The sequence below is a fragment of the Pseudomonas sp. 15C genome, from assembly GCF_055484735.1.
The window spans coordinates 1-21,396 of record NZ_JBUDGD010000075.1 but is presented as its reverse complement, the minus strand read 5'-3'; the positions used below and the strand labels follow the sequence as shown (position 1 = coordinate 21,396).

The following is a 21,396-nucleotide window of genomic DNA, read 5'->3' as shown; positions in this document are numbered from 1 at the left end:
ACAGGCCATCTCCTTCGCGATGAGCAATGTGTCTATTTAAAAGTGTCCACCATGTCTCCGAACATGTGTCTACCATGTGTCCGGTACATACACTCCCGAAGGGAGAGGGGACTGATTGGGGGATGCTCGGGAGATTCGCCGACCTGAACGTGCGTCAGTGAATCCAGAATGGCAGACGAAAAAGCAGATCACGCTATCTAGTTCAGAGGGAGATGGGGCTGATTGGTGGGATGCTCGGGATAGATGTCGACCTGAGCGTCAGTCGCTGAATCCGTAATTGATGCCAATCCAAAACTTGGCTCCTCAATCCATAATCGACTCGCTCCTTCAGGTCGATGCCTGACGCAAGACACCTCGGTCGGCTCCCTCTCCCTTTGGGCGGTCCGACGTTTCGGGAGGGCTGGGGTGAGGGTGCATTGGCTCACAACGAAAAAGGCGACCTCAGTGGGTCGCCTCTTGGTTCATCAGATCAAGCCTTACTGCCCGGTGTAAATCTGGTCAAACACCCCGCCATCATTGAAGTGCGTCTTCTGCACTGTCCGCCAGTCACCAAACGTCTTCTCCACCGACAGGAAGTCCACTTTCGGGAAGCGATCGGTGTACTTCGCCAGCACCGCCGGATCACGTGGGCGCAGGTAGTTGGCCGCAGCAATTTCCTGGCCTTCAGGCGACCACAGGTACTTCAGATATTCATCAGCCGCCGCACGCGAACCTTTCTTGTCGACAACTTTATCGACCACCGACACCGGCGGCTCGGCTTCGGCGGACACGCTTGGGTAGACCACTTCAAACTGATCACGGCCAAATTCGCGGGCGATCATTTCCGCCTCATTTTCGAAGGTCACCAGCACGTCGCCGATCTGGTTGGTCATGAACGTGGTGGTCGCGGCGCGGCCACCGGTGTCCAGCACCGGCGCTTGTTTGAACAATTTGCCGACGAACTCCTTGGCTTTGTTTTCGTCACCGCCATTCTTCAGCACATACCCCCAGGCCGACAGGTAGGTGTAGCGGCCGTTGCCCGAGGTTTTCGGGTTCGGCACGATCACCTGCACGCCGTCCTTGAGCAGGTCCGGCCAGTCTTTCAGGGCTTTCGGGTTGCCCTTTCGGACGATGAACACCGTGGCCGAGGTGAACGGTGCGCTGTTGTTCGGCAGGCGCGTGACCCAGTTCTCCGGCACCAGTTTGCCGTTGTCGGCGAGGGCGTTGATGTCGGTGGCCATGTTCATGGTGATGACATCCGCCGGCAGACCATCAATCACCGAACGCGCCTGTTTGCTCGAACCACCGAAAGACATCTGTACGGTGATGTTCTCGTTGTGCTCGGCCTGCCAGTGCTTCTGGAACGCAGTGTTGTAATCCTTGTAGAAATCGCGCATCACGTCGTAGGAAACGTTGAGCAGCGTCGGCGCTGCCTGAGCGATGTTGGCCAAGGCCAGGCCGGCGGCGAGAAGTGAGGCGCCAAAGAGTTTTTTCACTGCGCATTCCTTGTTCTGTGGGGGTGTCGAGTCAATAGTGGGCGATTTGCCAGCGACTATAACGGTGTCGGGATAGTCGCTTAAAGATTAAAAAGCTCTGTGCTTATTCCAGTTTCTTGAACAGCTGACTGCCGCATCGCGAACAGAACGCCGCGCTCTGTTCGTGGCTCTTTTTCTGACACCCCGGGCAGTCATGTTGCAGCTGTTCGCCGCGCATGGCATTGGCCAGTTCGGCGGTGAAAATCCCGGTGGGCACGGCAATGATCGAATAACCGGTGATCATCACCAACGACGAAATCACCTGGCCCAGCGGCGTCTTCGGCACGATATCGCCGAAGCCTACGGTGGTCAGCGTGACGATCGCCCAATAGATGCCTTTGGGAATGCTGGTAAAACCGTGTTCCGGGCCTTCGATCACGTACATCAGCGTGCCGAACACCGTGACCAACGTACAGACGCTGACCAGAAACACGACGATTTTCTGCTTGCTGCCGCGCAGCGCCGACATCAAATAATTGGCTTGCTTGAGGTACGGGCTGAGTTTGAGCACGCGGAAGATCCGCAGCATCCGAATGATGCGGATGATCAGCAAATACTGCGCATCGCTGTAATACAGGGCGAGAATCCCCGGCACGATCGCCAGCAGATCCACCAGCCCGTAAAAGCTGAAGGCATAGCGCAGCGGTTTCGGCGAGCAGTACAGACGCAGGATGTATTCGCCGAGAAAGATCGCCGTGAAGCCCCACTCGATGTAGGCCAAAAGGTCCGCGTAATTACGGTGAACGCTGTCGATGCTGTCGAGCATCACGATCACCAGGCTGGCGAGGATGATCAACAGCAGGATGCCGTCGAAGCGACGCCCGGCCGGGGTGTCGCTCTGGAAAATCATCACGTAAAGCCGTTCGCGCCAATTGTTGCTGCTGTCCATGGATAACGCCTGAATCGAAGATCAGCGCAGCCTAGGGTGATTCTCCCGGTGAGCGCAAGGCTCCTGCGCAAACGACGCTTTACCAAACATCTGCATGCCGGCGTGGATCAGCCAGCCGGCGAGGATGAACGGCGTGGTCAGCGTCGCGAGCCCGGCGGCGGCAAACAGCGGCGTCACCAGCAGCGCCAGGACGATGCCAACCAGCGGCAGCCACGGATATTGGCGTTGCGCAGAGAAGGCGAGGGCGGCGAGCACAGCGTTGTAACTGCCCAGGCCCAGCAGTGCGGTAGCGGGTTCATGCTGCAGCAGGCTGGAAGCGAGGCCGAGCGCCGAAGCCAGCAGCGCCCAGCAGAACGCACGGCGATCGGCAAGCAGCAAGCCGCAGGCAATCAAACCACCGGCCAATGGATGATCAAGAAACATGACCTGGCCGAATCCTCTCAATTCCGCGGCCAGCACATTCGCCGTATGCAAATCGATAGAGGCGATGGGCGCGGACGGCTCGGCGAACAGCAGCAACAGCCAACTCAAGGCAACGAACGGCGAGGTATACGCCGGTATCGCCCGGCTGCGGTAGACACGCTTGAGCCATTGCTGGGTGATCATCGCACTGAGGCCGCCGGCGGCGAGAATCAGCGGCGGCAACACCGGCGACCAAGGGAAATACAGGCTCAGCAACAAGCCAAGCAACACGCCGTTGTAGCTGAACAATCCGGCCTGACGATCCGCCTTGGCGTAATTGCGCCGCTGCGCGGTGAGCAAACCGGCGACGCCACCGAGCAGCGCCCCGGCGAACAGCACCGGCGCTGTCAGCAGGATCGCCAACAGGCACAGCAAGCCGCACAGCGGATGGCGCTGGAGGAAAATCTGACTGAAACCGTTGAGCAAAGCCTCGGCCCAGTCGGGGCAGTGGGTGTTGAAGTGATTGGCAGGCATGGCAGTTCTGAAAGTCAGGGGAACCGAGGCGCCTGCATCGCCAGCAGGCTGGCTCCCTCATGGATCTGCGTCCAATCTTGATTGCGTGATCGACACGCAACCCTGTGGGAGCCAGCCTGCTGGCGATGAGGCCGGTACAGGCGCTAAATCAACGTCTCAATGCGCAGCGAGTTGGTCGACCCCGGCTGGCCAAACGGCACGCCGGCAGTGATCAGCAAGGTGTCGCCACGCTCGGCCATGCCTTGTGCCTGGGCGATTTCCAGCGCGGTCGAGCAGACTTCGTCGACCTGACGCAGGCGATCGTTGACCACCGAATGAATCCCCCACGCCACGCTCAAGCGCCGGGCCGTCTGCAGGTTCGGCGTCAGGTTGAGGATCGGCGCTTTCGGCCGTTCCCGTGATGCGCGCAGCGTCGAGGCGCCCGATTCGCTGTAGTTGACCAGCACCGCCACTGGCAGCACGTTGCTGATCCGGCGGATCGCGCAGCTGATCGCGTCGGACACCGTTGCCTCGGCTTTTGGCCGGCTGACGTCGAGCTGGGTCTGGTAATCCGGGCCGTTTTCCACCTGGCGGATGATCTTGCTCATCATCTGCACCGCTTCCAACGGGTACTCGCCAGAGGCGGTTTCCGCCGAGAGCATCACCGCATCGGCGCCTTCGGCCACGGCGTTGGCGACGTCGGTGACTTCGGCGCGGGTCGGCGCCGGGGAGAAGCGCATCGATTCGAGCATTTGCGTCGCTACCACCACCGGTTTGCCAAGTTCGCGGCAGATGGTGATGATGTTTTTCTGAATCTGCGGCACGCTCTCGGCCGGCACTTCAACGCCAAGGTCCCCGCGAGCGACCATGATCGCGTCACTCAGCCCAGCGATTTCACGCAGTTGTTCGACCGCCGAAGGCTTCTCGATTTTTGCCATCAGAAAGGCCTTGTCGCCGATCAGTGCGCGGGCCTCGACGATGTCTTGCGGACGTTGCACGAACGACAACGCAACCCAGTCCACGCCCAGCTCCAGACCGAAGCTCAGGTCGCGGCGGTCCTTGGCCGTCAGCGGGCTGAGGTCGAGCACCGCTTGCGGCACGTTCACGCCTTTGCGGTCGGACAGTTCGCCGCCATTGAGCACGGTGGTGTCGATCGCATCGGCGTACTGGGTCACCACGCGCAGGCGTAGTTTGCCGTCGTCGAGCAGCAAATCCATGCCGGCTTCCAGCGCGGCGATGATCTCGGGATGCGGCAGATTCACCCGACGCTCGTCGCCCGGTGTCGCGTCCAGATCGAGGCGGAACGCCTGACCGCGATGCAGCTGCACCTTGCCGTCGGCGAACTTGCCGACCCGCAGTTTCGGTCCCTGCAAGTCCATCAGAATGCCCAGCGGGTAGTTGAGCTGGCGCTCGACTTCGCGGATCCACTGGTAGCGCTTGGCATGGTCGGCGTGATCGCCATGGCTGAAATTCAGCCGGAAGATATTCACCCCGGCCTCGACCAGTTCACGGATGTCGTCGATGCCATCCACCGCAGGCCCGAGGGTGGCGAGGATTTTGACCTTTTTATCAGGCGTCATGGTTTGCAGTTCTCAAGGATCAGAATGGCGCGGAAGTCGTTGACGTTGGTGCGGGTCGGCTCGGTGACGATCAACGCGTCGAGCGCCTGGAAGTAGCCATAACCGTTGTTGTTATCCAGCTCGTCGCTGGCGCTCAGGCCCAGGGCCGCGGCGCGGGCGTAGCTGTCCGGAGTCATGATCGCGCCGGCGTTGTCTTCCGAGCCGTCGATGCCGTCGGTGTCACCGGCCAGCGCATAGACGCCGGGTTGGCCCTTCAGATTGTCGGTGAGGCTCAAGAGGAATTCGGCGTTGCGCCCGCCACGGCCATTGCCGCGCACGGTCACGGTGGTTTCGCCGCCGGAGAGAATCACGCACGGCGCCGCCAGTGGCTGGCCGTGGTTGATGATCTGCCGGGCGATGCCGGCGTGGACTTTTGCCACTTCGCGGGATTCGCCTTCGAGATCACCCAGAATCAAGGTGCTGAAACCGGCCTGACGGCATTTCACTGCGGCGGCATCCAGCGATTGTTGCGGGCGGGCGATCAACTGGAAGTGACTGCGCGCCAGACTCGGGTCGCCGGGTTTGACGGTTTCCGATTCCGGGCTTTGCAGCCAGTTGCGCACCGAGGCCGGAATGTCGATGCCGTAGCGTTTGATGATCGCCAGGGCTTCGGCGCTGGTGCTCGGGTCGGCCACGGTCGGGCCGGAGGCGATGACGGTGGCGAGGTCGCCGGGCACATCGGAAATCGCGTAGGTGTAAACCGTCGCCGGCCAGCAGGCCTTGCCGAGTCGGCCGCCCTTGATCGCCGAGAGGTGCTTGCGCACGCAGTTCATCTCACCGATGGTCGCGCCGGATTTGAGCAGGGCTTTGTTGATCGACTGTTTGTCGGCGAGGGTGATGCCTTCGGCCGGCAGGGCGAGCAGGGCAGAGCCGCCGCCGGAGAGCAGGAAGATCACCCGGTCGTCTTCGCTCAGGTTGCTGACCATTTCCAGCACGCGTTTGGCCACCGCCAGACCGGCGGCGTCCGGGACCGGATGCGCGGCTTCGACCACTTCGATTTTTTCGCACGGAGCGCCGTGACCGTAGCGGGTCACCACCAGACCGGACACGTCACCCTGCCAGCAGCGCTCGACCACTTGCGCCATCGCCGCCGCGGCTTTGCCGGCACCGATGACGATCACCCGACCACTGCGGTCGGCAGGCAAATGGGTTTCGAGGACCTGGTTGGGATGGGCCGCGTCGATGGCTGTGGCAAACAGCTCGCGCAGCAGTTGTTGCGGATCGACCGACATGGCGGGCTCCCGGAATTCTTGTTATTGGGATGAAGCGACAACGGTGCAGCGATGCGGTCCTTGTGGGAGCTGGCTTGCCAGCGATTCAGGCAGCGCGGTCATTCAGGCAAACCGCATTGATGCCATCGCGGGCAAGCCCGCTCCCACAGGGAGCGAGCCAGAAGCACAGATTATTTTTTGTCGCGAATCGAGAAATTGGCCATGTGTTCCAGGCCCTTGATCAGCGCCGAGTGGTCCCAGTTGCTGCCACCGATGGCCGCGCAGGTGCTGAACACTTGCTGGGCGTTGGCGGTGTTCGGCAGGTTGATGTTCAGCTCTTTGGCGCCTTGCAGAGCCAGATTCAGGTCCTTCTGGTGCAGGCTGATGCGGAAGCCTGGATCGAAGGTGCCTTTGATCATGCGCTCGCCGTGCACTTCAAGAATCTTCGAGGAGGCGAAACCACCCATCAGCGCTTCACGCACCTTGGCCGGATCGGCGCCGTTCTTCGAGGCGAACAGCAGCGCTTCCGCCACGGCCTGAATGTTCAGGGCCACGATGATCTGGTTGGCGACCTTGGCGGTCTGACCGTCGCCATTGCCACCGACCAGGGTGATGTTCTTGCCCATGGCCTGGAACAGCGGCAGAGCGCGTTCGAAGGCATCGGCGTCGCCACCGACCATGATGCTCAAGGTTGCGGCTTTGGCGCCGACTTCACCGCCGGACACCGGCGCGTCGAGGTACTGCGCGCCTTTTTCGTTGATCTTCGCCGCGAACGCTTTGGTTGCGGTGGGCGAGATCGAGCTCATGTCGATCACGACTTTGCCTTTGCCGATACCGGCGGCAACGCCGTCGGCACGGAACAGCACGTCATCGACCTGCGGGGTATCCGGGACCATGACGATGATGAATTCAGCTTCCTGCGCCACTTCGCGCGGATTGGCCAGCGCGACGGCACCTGCGGCGACGAGGTCGGTCGGCGCGGCGTCGTGGTGTTGCGACAGGAAGAGACTGTGACCGGCTTTCTGCAGGTTCGCCGCCATTGGGTGGCCCATGATGCCGGTGCCGATGAATCCGATTTTAGCCATGAGAAATTCCTCTTGTTTTTGTCTTGCTCAAGCAAATAAGGGAAGCTGTTGCCTTTATGTAGGAGTGAGCCTGCTCGCGATTCAGGCGCTGAGGTACATCAGGTGTACCGAGGTGAATTCATCGCGAGCAGGCGAAGGCCTACAGGGGATTTGCGTCAGATCGCGTTGTGGGTCTTCAGCCAGCCGAGGCCAGCCTCGGTGGTGGTCAGCGGCTTGTACTCGCAACCGACCCAACCCTGATAACCGATGCGGTCGAGGTGTTCGAACAGGAAGCGGTAGTTGATCTCACCGGTGCCGGGTTCGTTGCGCCCAGGGTTGTCTGCGAGCTGCACATGGTTGATCTCGCCCAGATGCGATTGCAGGGTGCGGGCCAGATCGCCCTCCATGATTTGCATGTGATAGATGTCGTATTGCAGGAACAGATTGGCGCTGCCGACCTGCTCGCGAATCGACAGGGCCTGCGCCGTGTTGTTCAGGTAGAAACCGGGAATGTCGCGGGTGTTGATCGCTTCCATCACCAGTTTGATGCCCACCGCTTGCAGCTTGTCGGCGGCGTATTTGAGGTTGGCAACGAAGGTCTTTTCCACAGTGGCATCGTCGACGCCCTGCGGACGGATACCGGCCAGGCAGTTGATTTGGGTGTTGCCCAGCACTTGTGCGTAGGCGATCGCCAGATCGACCCCGGCGCGGAACTCTTCTACCCGGTCCGGCAGGCAGGCAATCCCGCGCTCGCCCTTGGCCCAGTCACCGGCCGGCAGGTTGAACAGCACTTGGGTCAGACCGTTGGCATCGAGTTTTGCCTTGATTTCAGCCGAGCTGAAGTCGTACGGGAACAGGTATTCCACACCACTGAAACCGGCCTTGGCGGCGGCGTCGAAACGGGCAAGGAAATCCTGTTCGGTGAACAGCATGGACAGGTTGGCTGCGAAACGCGGCATGGTGGTCTCCCGTTCTAGATTCTCGTTCCCACGCTCTGCGTGGGAATGCCTCAATGGACGCTCTGCGTCCGCTTTGGGACGCAGAGCGTCCCGGGCTGCATTCCCACGCAGAGCGTGGGAACGATCAGCTGTCAGCAGTCAGTCAAGCATCGAAATCGCCGTTGGCGCATCGTTGCCGACCAGCGCCAGGTCTTCGAATTCGTTGACCGCGTTGATCTCGGTGCCCATGGAGATGTTGGTCACACGCTCCAGAATGATCTCGACGATCACCGGCACCTTGAACTCTTCGATCATCTGTTCGGCCTTGCGCAGGGCCGGGGCGATTTCCGACGGTTCGAATACTCGCAGCGCTTTACAGCCGAGGCCTTCGGCAACTGCGATGTGGTCAACCCCGTAACCATTGAGTTCCGGTGCGTTGAGGTTATCGAAGGACAGCTGCACGCAGTAGTCCATTTCGAACCCGCGCTGGGCCTGACGGATAAGGCCCAGGTACGAGTTGTTCACCACAACGTGGATGTAAGGCAGTTTGAACTGAGCGCCGACCGCCAGTTCTTCGATCATGAACTGGAAATCATAGTCCCCCGACAGGGCTACGACTTTGCGGCTCGGATCGGCCTTCACCACGCCCAGCGCCGCCGGAATGGTCCAGCCCAGCGGACCGGCCTGACCACAGTTGATCCAGTGACGCGGCTTGTAGACATGCAGGAACTGCGCGCCGGCAATCTGCGACAGACCAATGGTGCTGACGTAGCAGGTGTCCTTGCCGAACACCTGGTTCATTTCTTCGTAAACGCGCTGCGGCTTGACCGGCACGTTGTCGAAGTGGGTCTTGCGGTGCAGGCTGGCCTTGCGCTGCTGGCAATCCTGCAGCCAGGCGCTGCGGTTCTTCAGCTTGCCGGCGGCTTGCCATTCACGAGCGACTTCGATGAACACGGTCAGCGCAGCGGCGGCGTCGGAAACGATGCCCAGATCCGGTGTGAACACACGACCGATCTGCGTGCCTTCGATGTCTACGTGAATGAACTTGCGGCCTTCGGTGTAGACGTCGACCGAACCGGTGTGACGGTTGGCCCAACGGTTGCCGATACCCAGCACCACGTCGGATTTGAGCATGGTCGCGTTGCCGTAGCGGTGCGACGTCTGCAGACCCACCATGCCGACCATCAGCGGGTGATCGTCGGGGATGGTGCCCCAGCCCATCAAAGTCGGGATGACCGGGATGCCGGTCAGCTCGGCGAACTCGACCAGCAGGTCACTGGCATCGGCGTTGATGATGCCCCCACCGGCGACCAGCAACGGACGCTCGGCCTGATCCAGCAAGGCCAGCGCCTTCTCGACCTGCACGCGGGTGGCGGTCGGTTTGGCCAATGGCAGCGGCTGATAAGCGTCGATGTCGAATTCGATCTCGGCCATCTGCACATCGAATGGCAGGTCGATCAGCACCGGGCCTGGGCGGCCGGAGCGCATTTCATAGAAGGCTTTCTGGAACGCGTAAGGCACCTGGCCCGGTTCGAGAACGGTGGTCGCCCACTTGGTCACTGGCTTGACGATGCTGGTGATGTCGACCGCCTGGAAGTCTTCCTTGTGCATACGGGCGCGGGGTGCCTGGCCTGTGATGCAGAGGATTGGAATCGAGTCGGCCGAGGCGCTGTAAAGCCCGGTGACCATGTCGGTACCGGCCGGGCCGGACGTGCCGATGCACACGCCGATATTGCCGGCCTTGGTGCGGGTGTAGCCCTCGGCCATGTGCGAGGCGCCTTCAACGTGGCGAGCAAGGACGTGATCGATGCCACCAACCTTCTGCAAGGCGGAGTACAGCGGGTTGATCGCTGCGCCCGGGATGCCAAAAGCGGTATCAACCCCTTCACGGCGCATCACCAGAACGGCGGCTTCGATTGCTCTCATTTTGCTCATGGTTTTGTGCCTCTTTACGTTTTGTAATTGTATACAAGTGGCTTTGCGCAGAGTGTATTCACGGCGGACGGCGCAGGTCAATCCATTTTCTCAAGCGTCTGTTTCATTCGGCGGAAGCCCGTATGTGTGTGGCTTTTCGTCGCATGTGGCGCTTTTCGAGAATTATTGTATACAAAAAAATAACTCATTGTGTTCTATTTGTGGCATCGGGCTGCGGCAGAAACGCGCAGCCCCACGACTTTCCCTATAACAAAATGAGGACGGCACCATGAGCGCTTTAACCTTGAAAGTCGCAGTCAATCTGGTCAGCGAAGCCATCAGCGTCGGGCGCGGCATCAACGCCGCACCGCTGACCATCGCGGTACTCGATACCGGCGGCCACCTGATCGCCCTGCAACGCGAAGACGGCGCCAGCCTGCTGCGCCCCAACATCGCCATCGGCAAAGCCTGGGGCGCCATCGCCCTGGGCAAAGGCTCGCGCCTGCTGGCCCAGGACGCACAACAACGCCCTGCCTTCATTGCCGCCCTCAACAGCCTGGGACAGGGCAGCGTCGTCCCGGCACCGGGCGGGGTGTTGATTCGCGATCAGGCGGGAGCGTTGCTGGGGGCGATCGGGATCAGTGGGGATTTGTCGGACGTGGATGAGCAGGTGGCGATCAAAGCGGTGGAGGCGCTGGATTTGAGGGCGGATGGGGGGGTAGTGGCTTGATCTTTAGCGTCTGATCGATAGTCATCGCTGGCAAGCCAGCTCCCACAGGGTTCTTTGTCGTGGTCAGATTTTGTAACCAATACAAAAAACTGTGGGAGCTGGCTTGCCAGCGATGGCGGCCTGACTGACACATCATGAAAAAAGACCAAACCAGCCAAACGGATCACTGAAGTCTAGCCTTCTGATGAACTCATCATGAAGGGGCAATGGATTGCCTGATCTTCCTGCTTCACATCGTCTGCGTGCCGGCCGCTATGCCGAGCCTAATCGAATCTATTTGCTGACAACCAATACACTCAATCGCGAGCCGATCTTTGCAGATTTCGCATTGGGCAGATTGGTGGTTCATCAATTTCGGCGGGCGCAATGTCTTGGGTTGGCAAAATCATTGGCATGGGTAGTCATGCCGGATCACTTTCATTGGCTCGTTGAACTGGAGAACTGCTCACTTCGCAAACTGATGCGAGAGACCAAGTCTCTGACTGCGCGCGAAGTTAATCTTGCCAGTGGTAGAAACGGGCCGCTTTGGCAGCAGGGGTTCCACGACCGCGCACTTCGGCGGGAGGACGATCTGGTGAAAATGGCGCGATATGTCGTAGCTAACCCTTTGCGCGCAAGACTGGTCGACAAGATTGGCGACTATCCGCTGTGGGATACAGTTTGGCTTTAACAATTTTTGAATCGAGTGGCCCCTATCGCTGGCAAGCCAGCTCCCACAGGGATTTGTGTTGTTTGCTAAACTTGAATTCAATACAGAAACCTGTGGGAGCTGGCTTGCCAGCGATAGCCGCAACCCGGTCTATCAGTCCGGCTCACACCCCTTCAACACCAACCGGATAATCGTCTGCGCCGCCGCTTCATAATCCGCCTCATCCAGCTTGTCCTTGCCGGTTACCGTAGAAATCTGCCAGTCGAAGTCGGCATACGTCTGGGTCGCGGCCCAGATGCTGAACATCAGGTGGTTGGGGTCGATCGGGGCGATCTGGCCGCGGTCGATCCAGCTCTGGATGCAGGCGATGTTGTGCTTGGCCTGGGCGTTCAGTTGTTCCACCAGATCGGCGTTCAGGTGCGGCGCGCCGTGCATGATTTCGCTGGCGAACACCTTGGAGGCGAAGGGCAGGTCGCGGGAGATGCGGATCTTCGAGCGGATGTAGCCGCTGAGTACTTCGCTCGGCACGCCGTCCGGGTTGAACGGTGTCGAGGCCTGCAGAATCGGCTCGATGATGCTTTCCAACACCTCGCGGTAGAGGTTTTCCTTGGATTTGAAGTAGTAGTAGACGTTGGGCTTGGGCAGTCCCGCCTTGGCGGCGATGTCGCTGGTTTTGGTCGCCGCGAAGCCCTTGTCGGCAAACTCCTCGCTGGCGGCACGCAGGATCAGTTCTTTGTTGCGCTCGCGGATTGTGCTCATAAACCCGGTGGTTCCTTGCCTGTTCTGGCGGTGGCGCATGGTAGCACCGGCCTCGCGCGGCGCTCAACAATGCACCACGCGGCCTGCGGTCGCGTTATGCTTCGCAACATTAATACACAGAAGGAAACAGGATTCATGGCAGGAAGCAGTTTGCTGGTGCTGATCGACGACATCGCCACCGTTCTGGATGACGTGGCGTTGATGACCAAAATGGCCGCCAAGAAGACTGCCGGCGTGCTCGGTGACGATCTGGCGCTCAACGCCCAGCAGGTCTCTGGTGTGCGTGCCGAGCGCGAGATTCCCGTGGTCTGGGCCGTGGCGAAGGGCTCGTTCGTCAACAAACTGATCCTGGTGCCATCGGCGCTGGCGATCAGTGCGTTCGTGCCGTGGCTGGTCACGCCGCTGCTGATGGTCGGCGGTGCCTATCTGTGCTTCGAGGGCTTCGAAAAGCTCGCGCACAAATTTCTGCACAGCAAGACCGAAAACGAGGCCGAGCATGCGCAGTTGACCGCGGCGGTGGCGGACCCGGCGACCGATCTGGTGGCCTATGAGAAGGACAAGATCAAAGGCGCGATCCGCACCGACTTTATCCTCTCGGCAGAAATCATCGCGATCACCCTCGGTACCGTGGCGGATGCTTCGCTGACTCAGCAGGTGGTTGTCATGTCCGGCATTGCCATCGTCATGACCGTGGGCGTTTACGGGCTGGTGGCGGGTATCGTCAAACTCGACGATCTCGGCTTGTGGCTGACGCAGAAGCCAGGCCAGTTCGCGAAGAAAACCGGCAGCGTCATCCTCAGCGCCGCGCCGTACATGATGAAAACCCTGTCGGTGGTCGGTACGGCGGCGATGTTCCTGGTCGGCGGCGGCATCCTCACCCACGGCGTGCCGATGGTGCATCACTGGATCGAAGGCGTGGGCGCAGCGGCAGGCAGCGCCGGGTTTGCGGTGCCGATGTTGCTTAATGGTGTCGCGGGGATCATTGCCGGTGCGGTGGTGTTGGCGGTGGTGACTGTCGTGGGCAAGCTCTGGCGCGCCGTTAAAGGCTGATCGCTGACCCCTGTGGGAGCCAGCCTGCTGGCGATTGCGGTCTGTCAGTTGTCAATTTTGTAACTGATACGGCCTCATCGCCAGCAGGCTGGCTCCCACAGTTTGATTTGTGTTGTGTCATGAAAAAGGGCCATTCGACTCGCATCGAATGGCCCTTTTTTGTACCCGCCGAAATTACTCGGCCACCTGCAGCTTGCGCGCCTCGGTGTAGACGTAACGCACCTTCTCATACTCGAACGGCGAGTTCATCTGGCCGTAGCGGAAGCTGGTCTGGTAGCGCTTGTCGACCGCACGCAAGGCCCAGACTTCCGGGTGGTTGGAGCTGACTTCCGAGACGTTGAGGAAGTTGATCGCCGATTCGGCGGTGTAGTCCACGGCGAGGCCCGCAGTGTCACGGATGTTCGACGGCCCGAGGATCGGCAGTACGAAGTAGGCACCGCCCGGTACACCGTAGAAGCCCAACGTCTGACCGAAATCTTCGCTCTGGCGCGGCAGGCCCATGGCGGTGGCCGGGTCCCACAGACCGGCGATGCCGATGGTGGTGTTGAGCAGCAAGCGCGCGGTGGTTTCCATCGAACGCTGGCCCTTGAACTGCAACAGACTGTTGACCAGGTTCGGCACGTCACCGAGGTTGTTGAAGAAGTTGCTCACCCCGGTGCGCACGAAGCTTGGGGTGATGTAGCGGTAGCCATCGACCACCGGCAGGAACACCCATTGGTCGAAGCGATAGTTGAAGTGGTAGACCCGACGGTTCCACGACTCCAGCGGGTCGTAGACGTTCAGCGCGTTGAGCGTCGAGCGCTCGAACTCGCGCTGGTCCAGGCCCGGGTTGAATTTCAGTTTGGTCAGCGGTTCCTTGAAGCCGTCGCTGTCGACCACTACCGGCGCGTTGGCTTTGCTGTTGTCGGCCTGGGCCACGCCTGCACAGAGGAGCGCTGTAATCAGCAGGAGATATTTAGCCACGGAAGAACTCCAGCATGGCGTCGCTGTTGACGCGGTAGTTAAGGTTGCCGCAGTGGCCGCCCAGTGGGTAAAGGGTCAGGCGATCACCGAAGGTCTTGCGCAGGAAACCGAGGTCGCCCGGGCCGAGGATCACGTCGTCGGCGTTGTGCATCACGGCAATTTTCGGGCTGGCTTGCAGGTAATCCTTGAGCGCGTACAGGCTGACCTGATCGATCAGTTGCAGCAGGCTGCCGCCGTCGGTGCGCGCGCGCCACATCGGAATGACCTGCTCGGTGATGTAGCAATCGAAATCGCATTGCAGTGCACGCTTGAGGAACGGCGTGAGACTGGTGCCTTCGGTGATCGGGAATTTTGGCGGCGTGATCAGGCCGCGACGGTTGATCAGGTCGGAAGTGAACGCGATGTCGGCTGCCGAGAAGCGGAACGAGGTGCCGATCAGCATCGCCATCTGCTCATTGGTCAGGTGCTGCTTGGACTGTTGGAAGTCGTAGAGCAGTGCGTCATTGAGGTCGATGTAACCTTTTTGCTGGAAGTAGCGGGTCAGCTTGGTCAGCACCAGTTCGTAAAAGGTGGTGCTGCTGTTGATGCCTTTGACCTCGGTCTGCACCAGCTTGTCGAGGTTGGTCACCGAGGTATAGAGGTTGACCGGCGGATTGAGCAGCAGCACTTTCTTGAAGTTGAAGCTGCGGCGCGTCTCATCCAGATGCGCGACGAAGGCGGCATCGAGGGCGCCGAGGCTGTAGCCGGTGAGGTAGTACTCGGTCACTGGCAGCTTCGGGTTCTGCGCCCGCACGGCCTGCATCACCCGGTACATGTCTTCGGCGTCTTCCTTGGTTACGCCCGGTGTGGCGAAGCGCGAAGCGGCGCTGATGAAGTCGAAGCTGGTCGGCGACGACAACTGCACGACGTGATAGCCGGCTTTGTAATAGAGCTTTTTCAGGTATTCGTTGAGCGTGCTGTCAAAACGCGCACCGGTGCCGGCAATCAGGAAGATCAGCGGTGCCGGTTTGTCTTGCGTGGCAATGCGATAGGTCAGCTTTTTCACCGCCCAGAAATTGTCCGGGAGAATGAACTCGCGTTCCGGGCGCAGGGTGACGCTGCGATCCGACTGGTTGATGTCGTCATCGAGCGGCAATTCAGGGCGCAAATCCGGCGGCGTCGTGGCAATGGTCGCCTCGAACGGATTGGTCAGGGGGTAGCCATAACTGGCGGCGTCGATATCCACCGCCAGTGCGGACGCACTCAAAATAAGGCCGCTGAACAGCGCGGCGAAGCGCAAGGAACGGAGCATGACTAGATCCCTTAGAGGAAGGTGCCGAATGAAGTTCGCAGGCTATGACCACCGGGCTTGCGCCAAAGTGCCATGCTGCGGCACCAAACAGGCGGAATTCGGAGTAATAGTAGCTGGACGATACACTTTGCACGGGCTGAATGAACAGTTAAGTGTTGTTAGCGCTTGCGTATGCAGGGCGGCAGATTAAGCTGGCCGCCGATTTCCACAGATTGGAGTGCTCCATGTCCCGCCGCTCGCCCGTGATTGTGCTGCTCGTGCTGTTGCCGTTGTGGCTGGCTGCCAGTTATGCCGCGCGTTATGGCTTTATGGAAGACGGCCAGTGGGTCGGCATCTGCGTCGACGAGGCCAGCCGATGGGAATGCGTGGTGCGCTCCAATCTTGGGTTGATGATCCATTTCAAGGTATTGGGCTGGGCGGCGCTCGCTGCGGCGCTGATCGGCTTCGTTGTGCCGGGACGGGCAGGGTGGTGGCTGGCGGTGCTGGCGCTGGTGATCGGCTTGCCAGCGCTGGCGTTGTACAACACGACGTTGGCGGTGTTTGCGGTGGTGATTGGCGGGTTGCGCCTGGTCAGATCCTCTCGTAGTGCCTGATAGTCAGTCATCGCGAGCAGGCTCACTCCTACAAGGGGTACGCATTCCAATTGTAGGAGTGAGCCTGCTCGCGATGGGACATTTCAGCCAATGAAGCTTAAGTGTTGCGAACCCGCAGGCAGCGCCACAACGCCGCCACCATTAATACACTGACCAACGCCCAACCCCACGCCTGCTGATTCAACAACCCTTCCTGATACAGCTGCGGCGCAATCCCCGCACCCACCATAAAGGTCAGCAAGGCAATCTCCCTGCGCGGCACGCTCACCGGCCGGCACACATAAACCAGCGCCGGCAGCACGAACGCCATGCTGGCAAAGCTGCGATAACGCGGATCGAAGACCATTTCCAGCATCATCACCGCCGCAGCAAAACCGGCGGCCGCGACCAGCCAGCCAGCGTGCCGCTCAAACCATTCGAAAGCACGCCCACGCCAGCCCGCGCGCGCGCTCAAGGTCAGCGCAGCGTGCGCCAGCACCAAAAGATTCAACAGCGTCAGCAAACCGACCCATAGCCATTCACTGGCAAACCGCGTGGTCACTCGCGCCAGATCACCCCAGGCGCTCATCGAGCAAGCGGCGAGGGCGCCCAGCAACGGTAACAGCAGCGCCGAACGCGTGGTCCGAACGCGACCGCCAAGCATCAGCGTGCCGAGAAAAATCAAACCACTAACCGCCAGCCACTCCTTCCAGTACGGCACATTGCTCACCGGCCCGGCGAGCACGCCCTTGTCCTGGCGATCGGCATCGAACAAGCCCCAATAGCCGCCGACCGCGCCTTCGCTGCCGCGTTTCCACGGTTGATCAAAGGCTTCGATCAGGTTGTATCGCCAGCCTTCCTTCTCGGCCATCGCCACGAACCCGCGAATGAACTTCGCTTCGTTGACCCGGCTCGGCACCGCAGTCTCACGCTGGCGGCCTTCGCTCGGCCAGCCGGTTTCGCCGATCATCACGTCCTTGGGTGCGAACTTGTTGCCGAACACCTGACGGACATCCGCGACATGCTGCAGCGCCACGTCGATGTTCGACGGATCATCTTCCCAGTACGGCAGTAAATGAATGGTCAGGAAATCCACCGCCGGCGCGACTTCCGGGTGCTTGAGCCAGAAGTCCCAGACATCGGCGTAAGTGACCGGCTGCCTGACCTGGCTTTTGACCTTGTTGATCAACCGGGCCAGTTGCGCGCCGGTCACCTCTTTGCGCAGCAGCGCCTCGTTGCCGACGATCACCGCTGTCACCACATCGGGGTTGGCGTTGGCCGATTTGATCAGCAGCTCGACTTCCTGCTCGGTATCCACCGGGTTGCTGTTGACCCAGGCGCCGATCATCAGTTTCAGCCCGTGCTTGCGCGCCAGCTCCGGCAGCGCTTCGAGGCCGGTCATCGAATAGGTCCGAATGCACTCAAAGCGAGTCGCCAGCAGCGCGAGGTCAGCGTCCATGCGCTCCGGGCGCAACTTGAACGGCACGTCGAAGGGCGACTGGTCTTTATCGAACGGCGTATAGGAGGCGCATTGCAGCTTGTGCGTCGGGGTGGCCGCGTCCGGCAGGATCACCGCTTGGCCGAGCCCGAACCAGAAGCCCCCGAGGGCAAACAGGCCGAGCAGGCAGGCGAACAGATAGGGCAGAAAAGGAAAACGGGACGTCGCGGTCATGGTCAGGCCGAGTGGCTGCAAAGCGACGCATGTTACCTGCATTTATAGAGGGGTTGGTGAGCCGCATGATTGAGACATGCAAAGTTCGGGCGGATTGTCTGGCGTCAATTATTCAGGCGCGATTAATGGCGTTCTGATGTCGTTTCTCGTTGCCTTGAGGTCGCTGACAGAGCAGGTCGCGGGCCGCTTGAGGTTGATGATCGAACCATCAGTACCCTTTTTGAAAAATCGGCTGATGTTCGGTGTGTGAGGTCCGGCGTGATGGGGGCGCCGTGCGCCATAACAATACGTTGACGATGCCCGACATCCGTCGGGCGCAGCATTTCGGGGAAGTAAACGATGAAGATGCGACGACTTTTAGGCGCAGGTGCCGTGCTGGCGCTTGCGATGAGTTCCAGTTTCGCCAACGCTGAAAAACAGACCCTGAACATCGGTTACGTTGACGGCTGGTCCGACAGCGTCGCGACCACCCATGTGGCGGCCGAAGTGATCAAGCAGAAACTCGGTTACGACGTGAAGCTGCAAGCCGTTGCCACCGGGATCATGTGGCAAGGCGTGGCGACCGGTAAGCTCGACGCCATGCTCTCGGCCTGGCTGCCGGTGACCCACGGCGACTACTGGACCAAGAACAAGGATCAGGTCGTCGATTACGGCCCGAACTTCAAGGATGCAAAAATCGGCCTGATCGTGCCGGAGTACGTCAAAGCCAAATCGATTGAAGACCTGAAAACCGATGACACTTTCAAGAACCGCATCGTCGGCATCGATGCCGGTTCAGGCGTGATGCTCAAGACCGACCAGGCGATCAAGGATTACGGTCTCGACAAGTACAGCCTCAAGGCCAGTTCCGGCGCCGGCATGATTGCCGAGCTGACCCGCGCCGAGAAGAAAAACGAGTCCATCGCCGTCACCGGTTGGGTGCCGCACTGGATGTTCGCCAAGTGGAAACTGCGCTTCCTCGACGACCCGAAAGGTGTGTATGGCCAGGCTGAAACCGTCAACAGCATCGGCAGCAAAGGCCTCGAAGCCAAGGCCCCTGAAGTGGCGAAATTCCTGAAGAACTTCCAGTGGGCGTCGAAAGACGAAATCGGCGAAGTCATGCTGGCGATCCAGGATGGTGCCAAGCCTGATGCAGCGGCCAAGGATTGGGTGGCCAAACACCCGGATCGTGTGGCTGACTGGACCAAATAACCGCAAATAGCTTCGGATCACCGCAAACCCTGTGGGAGCGGGCTTGCCCGCGATAGCGATCTGTCAGTTGACTAATCAGTTGACTGAAACGACGCCATCGCTGGCAAGCCAGCTCCCACAGGTTTTTGTGTTTGCTTGAAAATGGCGAATACGTCATGGCCATCTACTACTAAGGTCGTCTGGAACCTCTCTCGCAGCCGCATACATTAGCTACGTTCCAACAATAATCTGTGCTGCGAGGATAAAAACAATGAACGACAGCATTTACCTCTCGATTCAAAACAGTCCCCGATTCAAGGAGCTGGTCAAGAAAAGGGAACGATTCGCCTGGATTCTCTCGGCAATCATGCTTGGGCTGTACTCCGCATTCATCCTGCTGATCGCGTACGGGCCGCATGTGCTCGGGGCGAAACTCAGTCCGGAATCTTCGATTACCTGGGGCATCCCGATCGGTGTCGGCCTGATCCTTTCGGCCTTCGTCCTGACCGGCATTTACGTGCGCCGCGCCAATGGCGAGTTCGACGACCTGAACAATGCGATTCTCAAGGAGGCTCAGCAATGATCCGGCGTCTACTTGCTTTATTAAGCGTTGCCGCGTTCGCGCCCGGCGCCTGGGCCGCTGATGCCCTGACCGGTGCCGTGGCCAAACAACCGCTGAACATCCCGGCGATCCTGATGTTCGTGGCTTTCGTCGGCGCGACGCTGTACATCACCTACTGGGCTTCGAAGAAAAACAACTCGGCCGCCGATTATTACGCGGCGGGCGGCAAGATCACCGGTTTCCAGAACGGTCTGGCGATTGCCGGTGACTACATGTCGGCGGCGTCCTTTTTGGGGATTTCCGCGCTGGTGTTCACCTCCGGCTACGATGGCCTGATCTACTCGATCGGCTTCCTGGTGGGCTGGCCGATCATTCTGTTCCTGATCGCCGAGCGTCTGCGGAACCTGGGTAAATACACCTTTGCCGATGTGGCGTCCTATCGCCTTGGGCAAACCCAGATTCGCACCCTGTCGGCCTGCGGTTCGCTGGTGGTGGTGGCGTTCTACCTGATCGCGCAAATGGTCGGTGCCGGCAAGCTGATCCAGCTGCTGTTCGGCCTTGATTATCACGTTGCGGTGATCCTGGTCGGTGTGCTGATGTGCATGTACGTGCTGTTCGGCGGCATGCTGGCGACCACTTGGGTGCAGATCATCAAGGCTGTGCTGCTGCTGTCTGGTGCCTCGTTCATGGCGCTGATGGTCATGAAGCACGTTGGCTTCGATTTCAACACGCTGTTCTCCGAAGCGATCAAGGTTCACGCCAAGGGCGAAGCGATCATGAGCCCGGGCGGTCTGGTCAAGGATCCGATTTCGGCGTTCTCGCTGGGTCTGGCGCTGATGTTCGGCACCGCTGGCCTGCCGCACATTCTGATGCGCTTCTTCACCGTGAGTGACGCGAAAGAAGCCCGCAAGAGCGTGCTCTATGCCACCGGTTTCATCGGCTACTTCTACATCCTGACCTTCATCATCGGCTTTGGCGCGATCCTGCTGGTCAGCACCAACCCTGCCTTTAAAGATGCAGCGGGCGCCTTGCTCGGTGGCAACAACATGGCGGCGGTGCACCTGGCCAACGCGGTCGGGGGCAGCATCTTCCTTGGCTTCATCTCGGCGGTAGCGTTCGCAACCATTCTCGCTGTGGTGGCTGGCCTGACGCTGGCGGGTGCTTCGGCGGTGTCCCATGACCTGTATGCCAGTGTGATCAAGAAGGGCAAGGCCAACGAGAAGGATGAGATTCGCGTGTCGAAGATCACCACCATCGCTCTGGCGGTGTTGGCGATCGGTCTGGGCATTCTGTTCGAAAGCCAGAACATTGCGTTCATGGTCGGCCTGGCGTTCTCGATCGCGGCGAGCTGCAACTTCCCGGTGCTGTTGCTTTCGATGTACTGGAAGAAGTTGACCACGCGCGGTGCGATGATTGGCGGCTGGTTGGGGTTGATCAGTGCGGTGGGTCTGATGATTCTTGGCCCGACCATCTGGGTGCAGATTCTGCATCATGAGAAGGCGATCTTCCCTTACGAGTACCCGGCGCTGTTTTCGATGATCATTGCCTTTATCGGGATCTGGTTCTTCTCGATCACTGACAAGTCGGCGGCGGCGGACAACGAGCGGGCGCTGTTCTTCCCGCAGTTTGTGCGTTCGCAGACTGGGTTGGGGGCGAGTGGGGCGGTTTCGCACTAAAGAGCGGTTTTTAGCTGCAAGCTGCAAGCTGTAAGAGAGTGCCCTGATCGAGAGATTGGGGCATTTTTTTGTGGGCGGTTATTGGTTGTTTTGGTGTATATCCGTTGCTGCGGTAACGGCTGCTTAGGGTTTCGCCCTTACGGCGACTCACTTTTTTTACAAACGCCTAAAAAAAGTAAGCAAAAAAACGCTTGCTCCTACGTACGGCCCTCGCAGGCTCGGGTCCCTTCGCTCCGGG

The 21,396-nt window shown here is 59.9% G+C and carries 20 protein-coding genes; 8 read left to right on the top strand and 12 right to left on the bottom strand.

Features of this window, described 5'->3' with window-relative positions; genetic code table 11:
- Nucleotides 1-476 precede the first annotated feature (476 nt).
- The 8 genes from ACYYKW_RS24350 to gcl all read right to left on the bottom strand — a co-directional run bounded on the left by ACYYKW_RS24350 (nt 477) and on the right by gcl (nt 10,085).
- Entirely contained in the window at nt 477-1,475 is a 999-nt protein-coding gene (locus tag ACYYKW_RS24350; protein WP_093103385.1) for a sulfate ABC transporter substrate-binding protein, read from the bottom strand.
- Nucleotides 1,476-1,578: 103 nt separating this feature from the next.
- Nucleotides 1,579-2,403: an ion transporter gene (locus tag ACYYKW_RS24345; protein WP_203421246.1), complete on the bottom strand. Its 825-nt coding sequence runs from the start codon at nt 2,401-2,403 to the stop codon at nt 1,579-1,581.
- A 21-nt stretch (nt 2,404-2,424) separates the two neighbouring features.
- A complete protein-coding gene (locus ACYYKW_RS24340) occupies nt 2,425-3,339 on the bottom strand; it encodes an urea transporter (protein ID WP_464991383.1) in 915 nt (304 codons plus the stop codon).
- A gap of 143 nt (nt 3,340-3,482) precedes the next feature.
- On the bottom strand, nt 3,483-4,898 hold the full coding sequence (pyk, locus tag ACYYKW_RS24335) for a pyruvate kinase (RefSeq protein WP_464991382.1): 1,416 nt from the start codon (nt 4,896-4,898) through the stop codon (nt 3,483-3,485).
- A complete protein-coding gene (locus ACYYKW_RS24330) occupies nt 4,895-6,169 on the bottom strand; it encodes a glycerate kinase type-2 family protein (RefSeq protein WP_093103373.1) in 1,275 nt (424 codons plus the stop codon). Before ACYYKW_RS24330 ends, pyk begins: the two co-directional genes overlap by 4 nt.
- A gap of 170 nt (nt 6,170-6,339) precedes the next feature.
- Nucleotides 6,340-7,233 carry a 2-hydroxy-3-oxopropionate reductase gene (locus ACYYKW_RS24325; protein WP_464991381.1) on the bottom strand — a complete coding sequence of 298 codons (894 nt, stop codon included), beginning with the start codon at nt 7,231-7,233 and terminating at the stop codon, nt 6,340-6,342.
- A gap of 155 nt (nt 7,234-7,388) precedes the next feature.
- Entirely contained in the window at nt 7,389-8,171 is a 783-nt protein-coding gene (gene hyi / locus ACYYKW_RS24320) for a hydroxypyruvate isomerase (protein WP_093103367.1), read from the bottom strand.
- A gap of 138 nt (nt 8,172-8,309) precedes the next feature.
- On the bottom strand, nt 8,310-10,085 hold the full coding sequence (gene gcl / locus ACYYKW_RS24315) for a glyoxylate carboligase (protein WP_336355198.1): 1,776 nt from the start codon (nt 10,083-10,085) through the stop codon (nt 8,310-8,312).
- A gap of 268 nt (nt 10,086-10,353) precedes the next feature.
- On the opposite strand from gcl, the gene ACYYKW_RS24310 reads away from it, so the two are divergent.
- Nucleotides 10,354-10,794 carry a GlcG/HbpS family heme-binding protein gene (locus tag ACYYKW_RS24310; RefSeq protein WP_464991380.1) on the top strand — a complete coding sequence of 147 codons (441 nt, stop codon included), beginning with the start codon at nt 10,354-10,356 and terminating at the stop codon, nt 10,792-10,794.
- A gap of 211 nt (nt 10,795-11,005) precedes the next feature.
- Entirely contained in the window at nt 11,006-11,464 is a 459-nt protein-coding gene (locus tag ACYYKW_RS24305; protein WP_464991379.1) for an REP-associated tyrosine transposase, read from the top strand.
- Between the two features lie 132 nt (nt 11,465-11,596).
- Here ACYYKW_RS24305 and ACYYKW_RS24300 read toward each other — a convergent pair whose 3' ends face one another.
- Nucleotides 11,597-12,202 carry a TetR/AcrR family transcriptional regulator gene (locus tag ACYYKW_RS24300; protein WP_464991378.1) on the bottom strand — a complete coding sequence of 202 codons (606 nt, stop codon included), beginning with the start codon at nt 12,200-12,202 and terminating at the stop codon, nt 11,597-11,599.
- Between the two features lie 135 nt (nt 12,203-12,337).
- On the opposite strand from ACYYKW_RS24300, the gene ACYYKW_RS24295 reads away from it, so the two are divergent.
- Nucleotides 12,338-13,252, top strand: coding sequence for a DUF808 domain-containing protein (locus ACYYKW_RS24295; protein ID WP_464991377.1), 915 nt, complete (start codon nt 12,338-12,340; stop codon nt 13,250-13,252).
- A gap of 174 nt (nt 13,253-13,426) precedes the next feature.
- Here the strand turns inward: ACYYKW_RS24295 and ACYYKW_RS24290 are convergent, their stop codons facing one another.
- Both ACYYKW_RS24290 and ACYYKW_RS24285 read right to left on the bottom strand, forming a co-directional pair.
- Nucleotides 13,427-14,215: an MlaA family lipoprotein gene (locus ACYYKW_RS24290; RefSeq protein ID WP_090282407.1), complete on the bottom strand. Its 789-nt coding sequence runs from the start codon at nt 14,213-14,215 to the stop codon at nt 13,427-13,429.
- On the bottom strand, nt 14,208-15,506 hold the full coding sequence (locus tag ACYYKW_RS24285; RefSeq protein ID WP_090282408.1) for a serine/threonine protein kinase: 1,299 nt from the start codon (nt 15,504-15,506) through the stop codon (nt 14,208-14,210). Before ACYYKW_RS24285 ends, ACYYKW_RS24290 begins: the two co-directional genes overlap by 8 nt.
- Nucleotides 15,507-15,730: 224 nt before the next feature.
- Between ACYYKW_RS24285 and ACYYKW_RS24280 the strand changes: the two genes are divergently transcribed.
- Nucleotides 15,731-16,099, top strand: coding sequence for a hypothetical protein (locus ACYYKW_RS24280; protein ID WP_464991376.1), 369 nt, complete (start codon nt 15,731-15,733; stop codon nt 16,097-16,099).
- 97 nt (nt 16,100-16,196) lie between these two features.
- Here ACYYKW_RS24280 and ACYYKW_RS24275 read toward each other — a convergent pair whose 3' ends face one another.
- On the bottom strand, nt 16,197-17,792 hold the full coding sequence (locus ACYYKW_RS24275; protein WP_464991375.1) for a glycoside hydrolase family 17 protein: 1,596 nt from the start codon (nt 17,790-17,792) through the stop codon (nt 16,197-16,199).
- 34 nt (nt 17,793-17,826) lie between these two features.
- On the opposite strand from ACYYKW_RS24275, the gene ACYYKW_RS24270 reads away from it, so the two are divergent.
- The 4 genes from ACYYKW_RS24270 to ACYYKW_RS24255 all read left to right on the top strand — a co-directional run bounded on the left by ACYYKW_RS24270 (nt 17,827) and on the right by ACYYKW_RS24255 (nt 21,158).
- Nucleotides 17,827-18,000, top strand: a complete 174-nt coding sequence (locus ACYYKW_RS24270; protein WP_464991374.1) for a hypothetical protein — start codon at nt 17,827-17,829, stop codon at nt 17,998-18,000.
- An 89-nt stretch (nt 18,001-18,089) separates the two neighbouring features.
- Complete coding sequence (locus tag ACYYKW_RS24265) at nt 18,090-18,941, top strand: glycine betaine ABC transporter substrate-binding protein (RefSeq protein WP_090282411.1); 852 nt, start codon at nt 18,090-18,092, stop codon at nt 18,939-18,941.
- A gap of 250 nt (nt 18,942-19,191) precedes the next feature.
- Nucleotides 19,192-19,503, top strand: coding sequence for a DUF485 domain-containing protein (locus ACYYKW_RS24260; RefSeq protein ID WP_090282412.1), 312 nt, complete (start codon nt 19,192-19,194; stop codon nt 19,501-19,503).
- The gene (locus ACYYKW_RS24255) at nt 19,500-21,158 is read left to right on the top strand and encodes a cation acetate symporter (RefSeq protein WP_042607583.1); all 1,659 of its coding nucleotides are present in this window, start codon (nt 19,500-19,502) and stop codon (nt 21,156-21,158) included. Before ACYYKW_RS24260 ends, ACYYKW_RS24255 begins: the two co-directional genes overlap by 4 nt.
- The last annotated feature ends 238 nt before the right edge of the window (nt 21,159-21,396 follow it).

Bases quoted from the DNA above. Each gene is read 5' to 3' on its own strand.
- ACYYKW_RS24330 (WP_093103373.1), bottom strand. From the start codon at position 6,169: ATGTCGGTCGATCCGCAACAACTGCTGCGCGAGCTGTTTGCCACAGCC.
- ACYYKW_RS24295 (WP_464991377.1), top strand. From the start codon at position 12,338: ATGGCAGGAAGCAGTTTGCTGGTGCTGATCGACGACATCGCCACCGTT.
- ACYYKW_RS24280 (WP_464991376.1), top strand. From the start codon at position 15,731: ATGTCCCGCCGCTCGCCCGTGATTGTGCTGCTCGTGCTGTTGCCGTTG.
- gcl (WP_336355198.1), bottom strand. From the start codon at position 10,085: ATGAGCAAAATGAGAGCAATCGAAGCCGCCGTTCTGGTGATGCGCCGT.
- ACYYKW_RS24345 (WP_203421246.1), bottom strand. From the start codon at position 2,403: ATGGACAGCAGCAACAATTGGCGCGAACGGCTTTACGTGATGATTTTC.
- ACYYKW_RS24300 (WP_464991378.1), bottom strand. From the start codon at position 12,202: ATGAGCACAATCCGCGAGCGCAACAAAGAACTGATCCTGCGTGCCGCC.
- ACYYKW_RS24285 (WP_090282408.1), bottom strand. From the start codon at position 15,506: ATGCTCCGTTCCTTGCGCTTCGCCGCGCTGTTCAGCGGCCTTATTTTG.
- hyi (WP_093103367.1), bottom strand. From the start codon at position 8,171: ATGCCGCGTTTCGCAGCCAACCTGTCCATGCTGTTCACCGAACAGGAT.
- ACYYKW_RS24265 (WP_090282411.1), top strand. From the start codon at position 18,090: ATGAAGATGCGACGACTTTTAGGCGCAGGTGCCGTGCTGGCGCTTGCG.
- ACYYKW_RS24325 (WP_464991381.1), bottom strand. From the start codon at position 7,233: ATGGCTAAAATCGGATTCATCGGCACCGGCATCATGGGCCACCCAATG.
- ACYYKW_RS24260 (WP_090282412.1), top strand. From the start codon at position 19,192: ATGAACGACAGCATTTACCTCTCGATTCAAAACAGTCCCCGATTCAAG.
- ACYYKW_RS24270 (WP_464991374.1), top strand. From the start codon at position 17,827: ATGCAAAGTTCGGGCGGATTGTCTGGCGTCAATTATTCAGGCGCGATT.
- ACYYKW_RS24255 (WP_042607583.1), top strand. From the start codon at position 19,500: ATGATCCGGCGTCTACTTGCTTTATTAAGCGTTGCCGCGTTCGCGCCC.
- pyk (WP_464991382.1), bottom strand. From the start codon at position 4,898: ATGACGCCTGATAAAAAGGTCAAAATCCTCGCCACCCTCGGGCCTGCG.
- ACYYKW_RS24340 (WP_464991383.1), bottom strand. From the start codon at position 3,339: ATGCCTGCCAATCACTTCAACACCCACTGCCCCGACTGGGCCGAGGCT.
- ACYYKW_RS24275 (WP_464991375.1), bottom strand. From the start codon at position 17,792: ATGCAGGTAACATGCGTCGCTTTGCAGCCACTCGGCCTGACCATGACC.
- ACYYKW_RS24310 (WP_464991380.1), top strand. From the start codon at position 10,354: ATGAGCGCTTTAACCTTGAAAGTCGCAGTCAATCTGGTCAGCGAAGCC.